This is a genomic window from Halocynthiibacter sp. (assembly GCF_049608145.1).
Taxonomy (GTDB): Bacteria; Pseudomonadota; Alphaproteobacteria; order Rhodobacterales; family Rhodobacteraceae; genus Halocynthiibacter.
On the sequence record NZ_JBMYXF010000001.1, the window covers coordinates 1 to 13,592 of the forward strand.

Sequence of the window (13,592 nt, forward strand, 5' to 3'; positions counted from 1 at the left end):
CCACATTGCGTTGTCGATAGAATACATGAATGACATCGATTTTTTCATCACGAGATTTACGCGCGATACGAATTGCGGATATTATCGTCTGCAACCAGGAAAATCGCCGACGCTTGAGTTTCAGGAATTCGGCATCTTGCTGGTTTTGAATGAAGGGTTTGTTTTTGTAGTAGTCTGCCACAATTGTTTGAATGACGCTTGGGTGCTGGCGCGACAGCCGTGGAAAAATCTCAGCAGCGTTTGCACCGGCATCCCCCAGAACATTTGCCGTGATATACAGAATTCTCAGACCAGTTTCTGGCATCAGGATCTCACGTCAGCCGAATGGCAGTGATTTTTTCTGTTTCAGGCAGATCCAGAAATTGTCCCGACGACAGAGACTTTGTGTTTTGTGTTCTTCCTGCTTTATCCACGGTGCAGTATTGAATTTTTGTTTCCGGTTTCGTTTTGTCAACAGAGGATGCCAGTCGCAGAGTGAACCGGTTCCCTGATGTAAGGTCCAATTGAGATCCATCCAGTGGAACAGAGTTGAGAAGCTTTTTCCCACGGTAACTTTCCAGCGCACCTTTGAATTTCCCACCGGTTTCTATGCCAAAGCTGTTTAAGGCGACATTTGTGTGAACGCCCCAACTCCAGACCGCGGCAGGATTGCGTATTTCGCCCTTATCCCGATGACATACCATCATTACTTCGGATAGGTCAGGGAAGATAGAATTCACCGCATTTACAATACGGTGGTCGTCTTCTTTTGCTAACGCCCAGACCCGGCCCATGATGAACAGGCGTATGTTTTCTGCCCGAGCGATTTTATAAACATTTTGAACGATGTCTGGCCAACCTCCAGCAAAATCATCCCCGCAAATGATCGTGTCGTCCTTGAAAAAAGGCCTGAAGAAGTTCAGGTTGTCAGACCAGCCAGGATCACCATGGGTGGCGTCATCAAAATACATGCCAATATCGTGGGACCAGGTGTTCTTCACCACATCGGGTGAAAACCCCTGATGTACTGTCAGGTTCGGAATATCCTGAGTGTGTTCATCAAATTTTTCGCGACTAAGGTCAAAACCAAATCGTTTGCGAACCCAGGGCGCGGCTTCAAACGTGTCGATTGAATGCATCGGTGTATCAGTTGTCTTTCGGCCTTTTGCCAACGCCTGAGTACTGGAGCCGAACAAAGGCCCGATTTCTAGGATGCATCCGTTTTGCACTTGTGCAGCGAGAGCTTCAAGAAACGCCAGACCTACATGGGTCATTGTGCGTGGGGCGGGTGTGCTGGTGTTTTGATAATTCATATTAAGTTGTACCATTGGGCGGTCTTTCGGATTCCGGCTTCAAGTGTCCATTCCGGAATGAAGCCAAGTTCAGTTGAAATGCGGGAAATGTCGCATTGATTGTGACGTACCTCGCCTGTCAGCGCTGCAGCGTGTGTCAGATTTGGCGGAGATGTTTGCAGGATCTCTCGGAAAATGTCTGTGATTGTCAGGATCGAAGTGCCTGTGCCTGTGCCAAGCTGGAACACACCAAGCCCGTCTTGTCGAATGACCTGGTGAATGGCCCGAGCAATATCGTCAACGTAGATATAGTCACGGGTTTGTTTTCCATCCCCATTGATTTGAAGCGTATTTGTGTCGCGTACCATCTTACAAAATGCGGCGATGACACTGCCCTTACGGTGAGAGTTTGGGCCGTAGACATTTGAAAATCGCAAGGATGCCGACTTTATCCCAAAAGCGCCTTGATAGGCCGATAACATTCCTTCTACTGCAAGCTTTGATGCGCCGTATGGCGAGAGTGGTCGGGCAACAACGGATTCATTGATTGCCCCGTCATAGTCGCCGATAATGGCCCCCCCGGTTGAGGCAAATATGAACTTCACATCGGGGGCATTCAGCCGGACGTGTTCGAGCAACACATGTGTTTTGACGACATTGTTTTCGAAGGTTCCTGTTGGGTTGGAAATGCTTTGCTGTACCGTGGTGTCGGCAGCAAGGTGCACAAGAACATCTGCGTCGTTAACATGGGCAAGAGCGCTGGGATCGGAAAAACAACTGTGGTGCACTTGATCAAACAGTGATTTTTCCTGGTCAGATGCCTCTGTGAAATGATCAATGGCGGTCAGGTGAAAGTGGTCTGACTGGGATCTGAGATGAATGGCAAGGTTTTGAGCAATAAAGCCCAGCCCGCCAGTGATGACGATCTTCATTACCAGCGGGCCTTGCTGTCAATGACACTGTGATCGATACGGTCTTTGAAGGCGACAACTGTCGATTCAATTTCTTTCATCAAATGATCGTCTAAAGTGATCGGTTCAAATCCCAAGCTGCGCAGGCCCTGGTTGGAAACCCGGAGCTGGTTTTCGGCGGCTTCTTTGCGCGGATTATCCTGAAAACCAATTTCAACACCGGTTTTGTCACTGATCATCTGTGCCAGAACGCGAACCGTATGCACCTCTGCGATCTGATTAAAAACCTGGGGCAGGCTACCTTCGTCTGGCGCATTCCCGCACGCTAGGTGAATACAGCGGGCAGTATCCTGGATGTGTATGAACGCGCGCGATTGCCCTCCGGTGCCATAAACGGTCAGGGGGTGGCCAACCTGACTTTGGCTGAGAAGCCGGTTTAAGACCGTTCCATATTCGCCGTCATAGTCAAAACGGTTGATAAGTTGCGGGTGGGATCGGGTCAGTTCTGTGTCCGTGCCCCAGACAATTCCCTGGTGCAAGTCTGTGATCCGAAAGCCCCAGTTTTTAGCGTAAAACTGCATGATCGTGTGATCCAGAACCTTTGTCATATGGTAAATAGATCCAGGGTTTCCAGGGTAGCAGATCGATACATCTTTCTGGGTCTGTTTGACGGTGACATCCAGATAACCTTCGGGAATTTCTCCGAAATCATCATTGTAACCATAAACACCCATTGTACCCAGATGCACGACATGTGGTCGCTGCCCAAGTTCAACAAGGCTGGACATCAGGTTGTTTGTTCCGTTGATGTTATTGTCGACGGTAAAACGACGTTCTGAATCGCCTAGCATAGAGTAGGGGGCAGAGCGTTGTTCTGCGAAATGCACAACCGTATCAGGTTGAAATTGCGCCAAAATTTCTTTCAGCCGCAAGCAATCGGTCGCTATGTCACAGAACTCAAATGCAATACTTCCAATGGATTGTGCCGCAGCAATGCGTTTTTCGATGGATGCGATGGGGGTGAGAGAGGGCGACGAAATACGATCGGCAATACTACGTCTAGCAAGGTTGTCTAGAATAAGCACATCATGCCCCTGAGACGCGAGGTGAAGCGACGTTGGCCAACCGCAAAATCCGTCGCCACCTAATACCAGTGTTTTCATCTTATGATACCCTTCTGTTATCATGCTGCGGCGAACTTCCTGTGCCTGATGTTGCAAAACACAAGACATTCTGATGTCAGTCCTGGCATCGAACTGATGCAATTTCAGGACAGGTTTTCCCGCAGTATTTTGGTTAACACTGGTCTATTTGCACTAGGTTAAAGTCAGATTAATCAAGGTCATGAAAATTTGGATAAAGTTTCAGGCGTTTAGAAAATCGCGGTGATGTTTCCGTAAAAAAAGAACGCCTGCAGTCATTGGAACCAGTATCCAGATGGTGACATAGGTCAGCGACATGAAATGAGGATCATAGGTCGGATAAAATCCCTTTCGCATGAGCGCAGTAATGTGAATGAGAGGGTTAAACCAAAGGATAGACTGGGCCTCATAAGGGAGGATTTCGTAGGTGTAGAAGATGCCGGAGGCCAGAAAAAGAGGACGGGTAAAGATAGACCACAGTTGCCGCCAAATCGGGAACATGCCTGACAAAAAGCAGTTCAGACTGCCGATGCTGAGGCCCAGAAACGCGCTTAGAACCATCGTCAGAAGTATGGGTTCAATGGTAACGATACTTTTGGTTTCGCCGAACCACCAGATACCTGTCAGAATAATCCAGGTGACCATGGAAACCGTCAAAAGATTCAGGAAAAAACGCGCAAGGATCGTATCGATCCAGGTGACGCCCGGGTAGGCCAACAAGGGCCTAGAGTACTGTAACGCTTGTGAAACAAGACCTGATGTACTTTGGTAAACGCTGAAAGGCAGATAACCTGTCGCGTAAAATAACATAAAACTGGTTCCAAGGGCCGGGGCGCGGACAAGAAGTGAAAACCCCCAGGCGAGAATCAGAATAATGCCCACGGGTTCAAGAACAGCCCAGACATATCCACCCGGTGACCGCCCATATCGCGCGGACATTTCGCGTAGAATCAACGCGAAGATTGTCCGTGGAGTCGCAAACCTGCGATGGCGTCGGATTTTCTGGGTGGGGGGCGGTGGGACCTGCAGTGTGTTTCTCCTGATCAATCCATCCCGGTTTACGAAATATGAGTAAATATGGGCTTAAATGCACTTGTGTGAATGGGTGTAATGGTCCTTGGGGGGATGTGGTGGTGCAACTGAACAAATCGGAAGTTTCGGAAAAACCTTCGGGTGAAGTGAAGATACCGGGTAACAAAGGCAGTGCTGGAAATGTCCGACTTGTCCAGAATAGCCCTAAGTTAAAACCCGACCCACCAGACGGAAACACGGTTTCTGTTCAGTTTCGCCCGGCTGCCGGGCCTGCGGTTGTGCGAAAACGACATTGGAAACTTGGGTTAAGCTTTCTGATACTTGTTGTACTGCCCATTGCCGTGTCGGCTTGGTATCTCTGGCAGGTTGCGCGGGATCAATATGCTTCAAGTACGGGTTTCACTGTTCGGCAGGAACAGGGTGCAACGGCTGTTGATCTGACCGGGTTGAGCCAGTTTATCGGTGGCCCGACATCTTCTGATACGGATATTCTATATGAGTTCATTCAAAGCCAAGACATTGTGCAACGCATTCATGAACGTATTGATCTGAAACGGGTATATACAGAAACTTGGGAACAGGATCCGCTGTTTTCCCTTTGGCCTGATGCATCTGTCGAGGATATGCGCTGGTATTGGAACCGTGTGGTTCGGGTGGCTTATGACCAGAATACCGGATTGATTGAGTTACAGGTGCGTGCCTTTTCAGCCGATGATGCGCAACAATTAGCAGCTGCGATTGTTGATGAAAGCCAGGCAATGGTGAATGATCTGAATGCGGCTGCCCGGGAAGATTTGATGCAATATGCAATGGCAGATCTTGAAATGGCCTATGACCGCCTGCGCCAAAGCCGTTTGGCGCTGACAGATTTTCGGACCCGGACAAAAATTGTGGATCCTATGGCTGATATTCAGGGCCGCATGGGTATTCTAAATGGCCTGCAACTGCGTCTGACGGATGCTCTGGTCGAGTTCGATTTGCTGAATGAAACCACTCAGGAACGGGATCCGCGTCTTATACAGGCCCGTCGCCGGATTGATGTCATTCGCACGCGTATTTCGGAAGAAAGAGATAAGTTTGCACATAACGAAAGCACCAGCGAGGCGGGCGATTACGCATCATTGTTGTCTGAATTCGAAGGGCTGACTGTGGACCTGGAATATGCCGCAGAATCTTACACGGTCGCCCGTGGCGCGTTGGATCTTGCGCGTTCAAACGCCAATCGTCAGACGCGATACCTAGCAACTTATATTCATCCGACACTGGCGCAATCTGCTGAGTTTCCACAAAGGATCATCCTGCTGGGATTGATCACGCTGTTTGTTGCTATGGGGTGGGGCATTCTTGTTCTGGTGTATTACAGTCTACGTGACAGGCGCTGAAGGGGGGGGATATGGTTCGACTGGAAAACCTGACCAAGTTTTTTCCAACCCCGACGGGGCGAAAATATGTCACCAATGATCTGACCCTGACATTTCCAGGCGACGTGTCCGTAGCCCTGCTTGGGGGAAATGGTGCAGGGAAATCAACACTTTTGAAGATGATCGCGGGTACTTTAATGCCTGATTCTGGACGGGTGATCAGTGAAGGTGCCATTTCCTGGCCCGTTGGCTTTGCGGGCAGTGCACATCGGGATTTGACTGGGCTGCAAAATGTACGCTTTGTCGGCCGCGTCTATGGTGTGGATACGGATGCGCTGGTCGAATTTGTTGAAGATTTTGCGGAACTCGGGGCGCATTTTAATATGCCTGTTCGCCAGTATTCTTCAGGTATGAAATCTCGTCTGGCGTTTGGTATTTCAATGGGCATCTATTTCGATACCTATCTGGTGGATGAGGTGACAGCCGTAGGCGATGCCCGTTTTAAGCGTAAAAGCCGCGAGGTGTTTCAGGAACGGATGCAACACAGCAGCGCGTTTCTTGTAACGCATGACATGAAGCAGGTCAGACAGTTCTGCGATGTGGGGTGTGTGCTGAATGACGGAAAGATCCACTATTTTGAAGACTTGGAAGAAGCGATCAATCTGCATGAGACCCTGATGGCGTGAGGCATCTGCGCGTTTCGCCAAGAATTGTAAATAAGCGTCATTCTTTCGCCTAAATCCCGCAATCTCATCGCTGCAAAAATATTCCATCTTGTTTCTGAGTGTAGGGCAAGGGTGAATTATGGGGCAGATGAGTGTATCCGGCGTGTTGTTGTCCGGGGTTGATGAAGTTGATCGCAATATTACGGATTTCCACATTTCGGTGACGGCGCAGGGGGTGTTCCTTTATGGAACATCAGGAATAAATGGCGGCATCATCAGTTATGAACTTTTGGAAAACCAGGCCGCAACCGTTGCCGGTTCAGCCTTATTCCACGAAGACGATACGGCGTTTTCTGGGCGAGAGCAGAGCATTCTGTCAATCAACGGCGTAATCTATACGATTACGGGGCGGGATGCGGCAGGCGATCTACTGGGGTATGTGTTGAACGCCAATGGAACGATCGCGCCGCCCGTAACAATTACAAGTGCTGGGATGTCAGTTAAGGACACCTCTGTCGTTACTGCCGGATCATCTGTAGGGGGCGTATATGTTTATGCGGTGCAGTCTTCAGGTGATGGCATCGATGTTTTTGATGTAGGCACCGGTATAACGGGTCTGCCAACGTTGTCAGTGTCAGATGCATCTGACAGTTACAGCGCGGATATTTCGGACCTTCTAATCGTCAACGCGGGAGGTAATGATTTCATTCTGACGGCGTCCGCAACCGAAGACGGTATCAGTTCATACAGCGTCGATGCGGGAACCGGCGCACCGACCCTTGTAGATTCCGTTGGGGCGGCGCTTGAGGTGGGGGTGAACACCCCTTCTGCGATGCAAGTGATGGATTACAACGGTGCAACCTATGTGGTGTTGGCGTCTTCCAGCAGTGATTCCCTTACGATTCTGAAGGTAGAAGCAAATGGAACGCTAAATGTGACCGACCACATCATCGACACCCTGAATACGCGATTTCAGGATGCCTCTGCCTTGGCGTCGTTCAATATTGGCAGCCAGCATTTTGTGCTGGTTGGGGGTGGCGATGATGGCATTAGTTTGTTTACGCTCTTACCTGATGGAACATTGCTTCACCTGGAAACCCTTGCGGATAGTCTGACAACAACACTGGATAATATTGCTGAAATAGCCGCCGTCGTGATCGGGGGGCAGGTGCAGATTTTCGTAACCTCAGAAACTGAACTTGGGGTGACACAGTTTTCGCTGAATGCTGCGAATTACGGTCAAAGCTATATTGGGACTGCGGCTGGGGAACGTCTAGACGGGCTGGGCACACATGACCTGTTATATGGTGGTTCAGGGTATGATAAATTATACGGCCATGATGGCGATGATATTCTCTATGATGGTTCTGGCGTTGATCAGATGTGGGGCGGTGCGGGCGCGGATATTTTTGTATTCGAAGAAGATGGTGCGGATGATTTCATCAAAGATTTTGAGGCAGGCATTGACCGCCTGGATCTCAGCCATTTTCAGTGGCTTTACTATCCCGCACAGCTGACATTCACGTCGACGACCACAGGTGCGACTATTTCTTATCGGGATGATCTGCTGACAATTGAAACAATGGGGGGCACAAGTCTGACATCAGAGGATGTTTTTGGCGCAGGTTTTGACGGTGCCAACCGGCCAATGTTGATCGGGACCAATGAACAGCATGGCACAGCCCTTGCTGAAACACTGATTGGGGGCAGTGGTGCCGATGTTATTTATGGGAATGGTGGAAATGACGACATTGTGGGGGCTGGTGGTGCGAACCAACTGTATGGTGGCGATGGCAACGATCATCTGACGTCAACAACCGGGGCTGACGTTATTGATGGCGGGGCTGGCAATGATCTTGTGCAATCCGGTGGCGGAGACGATCAGATCACGGGTGGTGACGGGGATGACCAGCTGTACGGTGAAGATGGTAATGACACGCTGGAGGGCGGATTGGGGCATGATCGATTGGCCGGGGGGGCTGGCGATGACATGCTGATTGGCGGTGATGGCGATGATATTTTGAAATCCAAGGGCGGCAATGACACGATGTTGGGCGGCGAAGGAGATGACAAAATTGTCGGCGACGACAATGGGGATGAAATAATGCAAGGCGGGAACGGTGCGGATAGCCTGTCCGGGCTTGCTGGAAACGACACTCTATCTGCCGGTGCTGGCGACGATTATCTTTATGGTGGCAAAGGCAATGATTACGTTGATGCGGGGGACGGCGATGACCGTGTTTTTGGCAACCGTGACGATGACACTGTATTGGGCGGGGGCGGTAGTGATGACGTTTTCGGTGGCGGAGGATCTGATATTGTTTCCGGTGGTGATGGGCGCGATTTTGTTTTTGGAGAAAATGGCAATGACAGCCTATCAGGCGGCGCGGGGGAAGATAATCTAACCGGGGGCGACGGCATTGATACATTTATTTTCGCGCCGATTGCCGGCAGTTATGATCGTGTGATGGATTATGCGGATGGCGTTGATAAACTGGATTTTACGGCATTTGGGTTTACAGGGTTTGCTGATGTTCAGGTCCTATTTGAACAAAAAACCGGCGGAGTGAAAATAGACCTTGGCAGCAATACCGTATACCTGATTGATGCATTTGTGGCGGATCTGGATGTCAGCGATTTTATTCTGTAATCGCCAGAAATGAGCTGAGTACAATATTTGACCGGGTGGGTCTCTGTGATATGTAGCTGGAAATTGTTCAGGCAATTTCAGTTTTTATTTTCCAGGTAGCCAATCATAATGAACACTCTTTCCTCTGAATTCAGGCCTCCGCAGCGGCTGGGGCAGCATGTCATTGCAGATTTTTATGACGCCGAGAACCTGCTGGATATGTCAGATATTTCTGATGTGCTGCGTCGGGCTGCAAATGCTGCGAATGCAACCGTTCTTGAAATGCGTTTGCATGATTTTGGTGCAGGCTACGGATTTACCGGGTTCGCATTGTTGGCGGAATCGCATATTTCGGTGCACACATGGCCGGAACATCACTATGTTGCCATCGATATCTTTATGTGTGGGAACGCTGACGCTGAGAAAAGCTTAGCTGTGTTAAAGCAGCACTTCCGCCCACGCGAAGAACAAATTCAGCGTTTGGATCGTGGTGATCGCCTTGCTGCAACCAGCTTGGAAATCACCCCCTGATGTCTGATATCTTCAGGCTACGTGTCACACCGGTTTTATGCGCAATTGCCTTGCTGTCCTGGATTGTCCAAGGGCCGTTATTGACTGCATCTGGGCTGAACACGTTGTCAGACAGTTTCGGGGCCGTAGTCAGACACGGCAGTGGTCTGCATCTTATGATGAACCTGGGTTTTATCGCCATCGCTGGTGCGAAAACTGAATGGCAAATAGGGGCGACAAAAACTGCGCTTCTTGTGGCGGCCTGTACAGTTCTTGGGACTGTGACGCAGTTCACCTTTTCGGGCCCTGGTTTCGCTGGGATGTCTGCGGCGGGCTATGGTCTGCTTGGATATGCATTGATCTCTGAAGCGTCAGCGGAAAAGCTTACCCAGACCTGGTGCATTCTTGCGATTGTTTTACTCGCCGAAATTGTGTTTCAAAGTGAAACCCTATCGATTTATACCCATATAACCTCAATTTTGATTGGCGGAGGATACGCTATGTTTGGATCTCTTTTTGGCAGCAAAGACCCGGTACTGAAGCCCATGGAAATGACGCATTTGTCGCCTGTGATTGCGATTATCAATGAAACCGACGAAGACGATGCCTTGGAAGCTGAACGTTCGCTTTTGGATGAAGGCTTGGATGGGATGTTTGTTCTGTTTCACAAGGGGCAGGTTCTGGGTGTCACTGGGTTTGGTCTTGATGAACAGGTGCATGATGTGGCCTGGCTGTCCTGGACGTACTTGGCCAAATCACATACGGGCGAAGGATACGGCAGCCAAATGATGAACGGCTTGCTGGGAAAGCTGAAAGATCGTGGGATCCGAAAAATCTTTATTGCCACAAGCGATTACGATGATTTTGGCACACCTCTGTATGCTGATGCGCATCGCATGTACGAAGATTTCGGTGCCGAAGTTGAACTGACACTTTCCGGTTTTCATGGCGCACGGGAAGCAAAAATTATTTACGGCCTTAATAATCCCGAAGCGCCTGCAACAGATGCCTTTCCTGCTGCTGAAGATACGGGCCTGCATATTCAGGGCTATGGACATGAAGCCGAATCAGATCAGGTAATGGGATTGCGTTGGAAAGAGGCCCCCGAAGGGGTATCCGGTCTGGAAAACGTGTTGGCACGGTTGCGTCAAGATCGCGCGAAAAAGGCACTTCTGGCTATTCCGTCTGACCTGTCAGATGCGAACGGCGCGGCACTTGAGTCACATGGTCTAGCAAAAGCTGGGCAATTGAACGATTACTACAGTTCGGGCTTGCATCAGGTCTGGTGGGAATGTTCTATTGTCGGTAAATGAACTTACTTTAAGCATGTACAAAGGTCGAAGTTATGTCCTCTAAATTGAAAAATATCGTTGCGCTTGGTGTTGCCGGTCTTGTCCTTCTGGGTTGTAAATCTGAGCAGACTGCGGATCTGGGACAGGTTCTGGATCGCACTGAATTTGCGTTGATGAATTATCAGGGATACCTCGAAGAAAATAACTTCGATTCTATTTCTGAAGATCAGATGGGCGAATTTACGGGGTATTACACCAGCGTTCTGAACGCAGAACCGCGTTTTTACGCAAAAAACCTTGGCCTGACTATTCAGGCAGACGCCATGTTCCTTGGTTTTGCTGATGCGAATGGCAATGGCATACAGGATGATGGTGAAGGCAAGGTTTTCACTGTTGAAATCGACGAAGCAAACAACCGTCTGATCGCAACCGATGTGGCGGGCAACTCTTCTGGTTTGCGTTTTTCGGGCACAGGTTTTCTGACCGGTATGCTGTTGGGTAATCTGCTGGGCCGTCAACGTGGCGCTGGGATTGCAGCAAACAGCTTCAATAACCGCAACGTCACCCCGCGTGGCCAATATCAGGCACCACGCAGCGCCCGTTCCGGCGGGCCGCGCGCAGGTAAATAATTTAGCGCCAGTATGGCGTTTTGCCCGGTTCCCTGTGGGGGCCGGGCTTTCTTTTGTCAAAATTCTGAGGCGAAACTTATGCCCAATGCATCTCACGGTCGATACCAGGATCTGCCCAAACGTCAGGCAATGGTTCTGCTGATTTCAATCATGATCGTTGCCCTTTGTGGGATCGTTTATGAATTAATTATCGGAACAGTTTCCAGCTATCTTTTGGGCAATTCTGTTTACCAGTTTTCCCTGACTATTGGTTTTTTTATGTTTGCTATGGGCGTGGGGTCCTATGTGTCGCGTTTCATTATGGGGAACCTTATCGCGGCTTTCGTATGCGTGGAGCTGATCCTGGCTTTGATTGGCGGGCTGTGCAGTATTGCATTGTTCATGCTGTTTCCCTTTGCGCCCTGGCTGTACACCGTTGGGATGTTTACCTTTATTTCCGCGATTGGTTTTCTGGTTGGTCTTGAAATTCCTCTTTTAACCCGGGTTTTGTCGGAACGTTCCACAACGCGTGAATCGATCGCGGATGTATTGTCTCTCGATTATATTGGGGCGTTAATCGGATCTGTCGCTTTTCCTGTTCTGCTGTTGCCTTCGCTTGGTCTGATCACGGCGTCTTTTGCAATTGGCCTGATCAATGCGATGGTTGCTTTGCTAAACGTCTTTTGGCTGCGGGATCATTTTGAACAACCAAAACGCATGGTTGCTCTCGCCGTTGGTACAATTTTGTTGTTGTTCGGTCTGACATTGCTGGCGTCCCGGATTACGGCATTTGCGCAGGATCACCTTTATTTCGACCAGGTGGTTTGGCGCAGTCAGTCCCCGTACCAATCTCTGGTGGTAACCAACACCTGGCAGAAAAATGATATCCGGTTGTTCATCGACGGCCATTTGCAATTCGCGGAAACTGATGAATATCGTTATCACGAAGCCCTCGTACATCCCGTCATGTCTTGGGGGGAAAGCCCGGCAGAGCGGATTCTTGTGCTTGGCGGAGGGGATGGTCTCGCCATTCGTGAGATCCTGAAATATCCTGATGTTCAGCGTATTGATCTCGTCGACCTAGATCCAGAGATGACTGAACTGGGCCGTGAGTTTGCCCCTATGATCAGGTTAAACGAAGGCAGTATGCTATCATCGCGGGTGAATGTGCATAATCAGGATGCGTTTCTTTATGTGAAGGAAACGGACCAAGTCTACGACAGGATCATTATTGATTTTCCCGATCCCCATAACGAAGCGTTGTCAAAACTCTATTCAATTGAATTTTATGCAATGGTTGCGGGCGTTTTGGCGGAAGATGGCACGATCGTTTCTCAAAGCTCATCGCCGTTTTTTGCGCCGCATTCCTATTGGACGGTTGCGACAACTTTGAATGAAATCTTCCCGTCGGTGGTCAGTTATCAGGTTGGTATTCCGTCTTTTGGGATTTGGGGGTTTAATCTTGCCTCGCGCAACTCGGCAACCGAACCTTCGGCTTTTCCGGATGGGCTGCGGTCTCTGACTGATGCCAGTTTCGCGGCCAGCCGGATTTTTTCTAATGACCTGCTTCCCCGTCGTGACGTGCATGTGAATTCGATCTTCAATCCAACGATTTACGAAGAATACGCTCGGGATCAGAAAAACTACTAACGCGATTAAAGATCCTGCCGTACAAAATCCTGAATCAATACGTTGACCACTGCTTCGCCCAACTGGCGTCTTGCGGTTTCCAGCAATGCATCACGCAACAATGTCATTTTATTGCTGTCCGTAAAAGCCCCGTCAAATCCGCCAATATTGGCGTGATTGAACATAACCTGCAGAAAGGCATCTCGCAGTTTGGGTTCCTGACGATACACAGGTTCGGTGTTGCCGGGCAGCATCTCTATGCTTAGCGACATAACCACAAGTGCAACGATTTCTTCATCTTTGACAACGGACACAACAAACTGATTGGCCAGTTTCACGTATTCATTTGTGGCTGCTTCGTCACCTTCAGCAGGTTCTGGTTCAGTTGCCGTTTCTGTTTCATGTCCGGTCTGATCCCCTGGACCGCATGGGTGGATTTCAATCGGGTCTGGGGGAGGGGGGCGTAAGGCAACGCCAGCTCCGATGCCAACACCGGTTCCGATCAGGGCAAGAATGATGGGGAGAATTTTACCCATTTTGAA

General features: G+C 49.6%; 13 protein-coding genes. 7 read left to right on the forward strand and 6 right to left on the reverse strand.

The annotated features are described in order from the left end of the window. The 5 genes from ACPGUT_RS00005 to ACPGUT_RS00025 form a co-directional block, all read right to left on the reverse strand. The coding region (locus tag ACPGUT_RS00005; RefSeq protein WP_423988070.1) for a hypothetical protein at positions 1-304 on the reverse strand (304 nt) is incomplete at its 3' end. A 7-nt stretch (positions 305-311) separates the two neighbouring features. Then, positions 312-1,307 carry a class I SAM-dependent methyltransferase gene (locus tag ACPGUT_RS00010; RefSeq protein WP_423988072.1) on the reverse strand — a complete coding sequence of 332 codons (996 nt, stop codon included), beginning with the start codon at positions 1,305-1,307 and terminating at the stop codon, positions 312-314. Further along, positions 1,289-2,203: an NAD-dependent epimerase/dehydratase family protein gene (locus tag ACPGUT_RS00015; protein WP_423988074.1), complete on the reverse strand. Its 915-nt coding sequence runs from the start codon at positions 2,201-2,203 to the stop codon at positions 1,289-1,291. The genes ACPGUT_RS00010 and ACPGUT_RS00015 overlap by 19 nt, the downstream gene beginning before the upstream one ends. After that, positions 2,203-3,345: an NAD-dependent epimerase/dehydratase family protein gene (locus ACPGUT_RS00020; RefSeq protein ID WP_423988076.1), complete on the reverse strand. Its 1,143-nt coding sequence runs from the start codon at positions 3,343-3,345 to the stop codon at positions 2,203-2,205. The genes ACPGUT_RS00015 and ACPGUT_RS00020 overlap by 1 nt, the downstream gene beginning before the upstream one ends. Positions 3,346-3,546: 201 nt before the next feature. Continuing rightward, positions 3,547-4,278 carry an ABC transporter permease gene (locus tag ACPGUT_RS00025; protein ID WP_423988078.1) on the reverse strand — a complete coding sequence of 244 codons (732 nt, stop codon included), beginning with the start codon at positions 4,276-4,278 and terminating at the stop codon, positions 3,547-3,549. A 179-nt stretch (positions 4,279-4,457) separates the two neighbouring features. On the opposite strand from ACPGUT_RS00025, the gene ACPGUT_RS00030 reads away from it, so the two are divergent. The 7 genes from ACPGUT_RS00030 to ACPGUT_RS00060 all read left to right on the forward strand — a co-directional run bounded on the left by ACPGUT_RS00030 (position 4,458) and on the right by ACPGUT_RS00060 (position 13,071). Beyond that, a complete protein-coding gene (locus tag ACPGUT_RS00030; protein WP_423988080.1) occupies positions 4,458-5,738 on the forward strand; it encodes a sugar transporter in 1,281 nt (426 codons plus the stop codon). A gap of 11 nt (positions 5,739-5,749) precedes the next feature. Continuing rightward, positions 5,750-6,403, forward strand: coding sequence for an ABC transporter ATP-binding protein (locus ACPGUT_RS00035; protein ID WP_423988081.1), 654 nt, complete (start codon positions 5,750-5,752; stop codon positions 6,401-6,403). Between the two features lie 118 nt (positions 6,404-6,521). Further along, the gene (locus ACPGUT_RS00040; RefSeq protein ID WP_423988083.1) at positions 6,522-9,032 is read left to right on the forward strand and encodes a hypothetical protein; all 2,511 of its coding nucleotides are present in this window, start codon (positions 6,522-6,524) and stop codon (positions 9,030-9,032) included. A 108-nt stretch (positions 9,033-9,140) separates the two neighbouring features. After that, a complete protein-coding gene (gene speD / locus ACPGUT_RS00045) occupies positions 9,141-9,542 on the forward strand; it encodes an adenosylmethionine decarboxylase (protein WP_423988085.1) in 402 nt (133 codons plus the stop codon). Further along, positions 9,542-10,834, forward strand: a complete 1,293-nt coding sequence (locus ACPGUT_RS00050) for a rhomboid family intramembrane serine protease (RefSeq protein WP_423988087.1) — start codon at positions 9,542-9,544, stop codon at positions 10,832-10,834. The genes speD and ACPGUT_RS00050 overlap by 1 nt, the downstream gene beginning before the upstream one ends. A gap of 32 nt (positions 10,835-10,866) precedes the next feature. Beyond that, positions 10,867-11,442 carry a hypothetical protein gene (locus ACPGUT_RS00055; RefSeq protein WP_423988089.1) on the forward strand — a complete coding sequence of 192 codons (576 nt, stop codon included), beginning with the start codon at positions 10,867-10,869 and terminating at the stop codon, positions 11,440-11,442. Between the two features lie 78 nt (positions 11,443-11,520). Next, a complete protein-coding gene (locus ACPGUT_RS00060) occupies positions 11,521-13,071 on the forward strand; it encodes a polyamine aminopropyltransferase (protein WP_423988091.1) in 1,551 nt (516 codons plus the stop codon). Between the two features lie 5 nt (positions 13,072-13,076). On the opposite strand, the gene ACPGUT_RS00065 is transcribed toward ACPGUT_RS00060, so the two are convergent. Then, positions 13,077-13,586, reverse strand: a complete 510-nt coding sequence (locus ACPGUT_RS00065) for a flagellar basal body-associated FliL family protein (protein ID WP_423988092.1) — start codon at positions 13,584-13,586, stop codon at positions 13,077-13,079. Positions 13,587-13,592: the final 6 nt, after the last annotated feature.

What these genes read in the sequence shown, in the direction of transcription:
- ACPGUT_RS00055 (WP_423988089.1), top strand. Translation starts at nt 10,867, where the DNA reads ATGTCCTCTAAATTGAAAAATATCGTTGCGCTTGGTGTTGCCGGTCTT.
- ACPGUT_RS00065 (WP_423988092.1), bottom strand. Translation starts at nt 13,586, where the DNA reads ATGGGTAAAATTCTCCCCATCATTCTTGCCCTGATCGGAACCGGTGTT.
- speD (WP_423988085.1), top strand. Translation starts at nt 9,141, where the DNA reads ATGAACACTCTTTCCTCTGAATTCAGGCCTCCGCAGCGGCTGGGGCAG.
- ACPGUT_RS00035 (WP_423988081.1), top strand. Translation starts at nt 5,750, where the DNA reads ATGGTTCGACTGGAAAACCTGACCAAGTTTTTTCCAACCCCGACGGGG.
- ACPGUT_RS00050 (WP_423988087.1), top strand. Translation starts at nt 9,542, where the DNA reads ATGTCTGATATCTTCAGGCTACGTGTCACACCGGTTTTATGCGCAATT.
- ACPGUT_RS00060 (WP_423988091.1), top strand. Translation starts at nt 11,521, where the DNA reads ATGCCCAATGCATCTCACGGTCGATACCAGGATCTGCCCAAACGTCAG.
- ACPGUT_RS00010 (WP_423988072.1), bottom strand. Translation starts at nt 1,307, where the DNA reads ATGGTACAACTTAATATGAATTATCAAAACACCAGCACACCCGCCCCA.
- ACPGUT_RS00040 (WP_423988083.1), top strand. Translation starts at nt 6,522, where the DNA reads ATGGGGCAGATGAGTGTATCCGGCGTGTTGTTGTCCGGGGTTGATGAA.
- ACPGUT_RS00015 (WP_423988074.1), bottom strand. Translation starts at nt 2,203, where the DNA reads ATGAAGATCGTCATCACTGGCGGGCTGGGCTTTATTGCTCAAAACCTT.
- ACPGUT_RS00020 (WP_423988076.1), bottom strand. Translation starts at nt 3,345, where the DNA reads ATGAAAACACTGGTATTAGGTGGCGACGGATTTTGCGGTTGGCCAACG.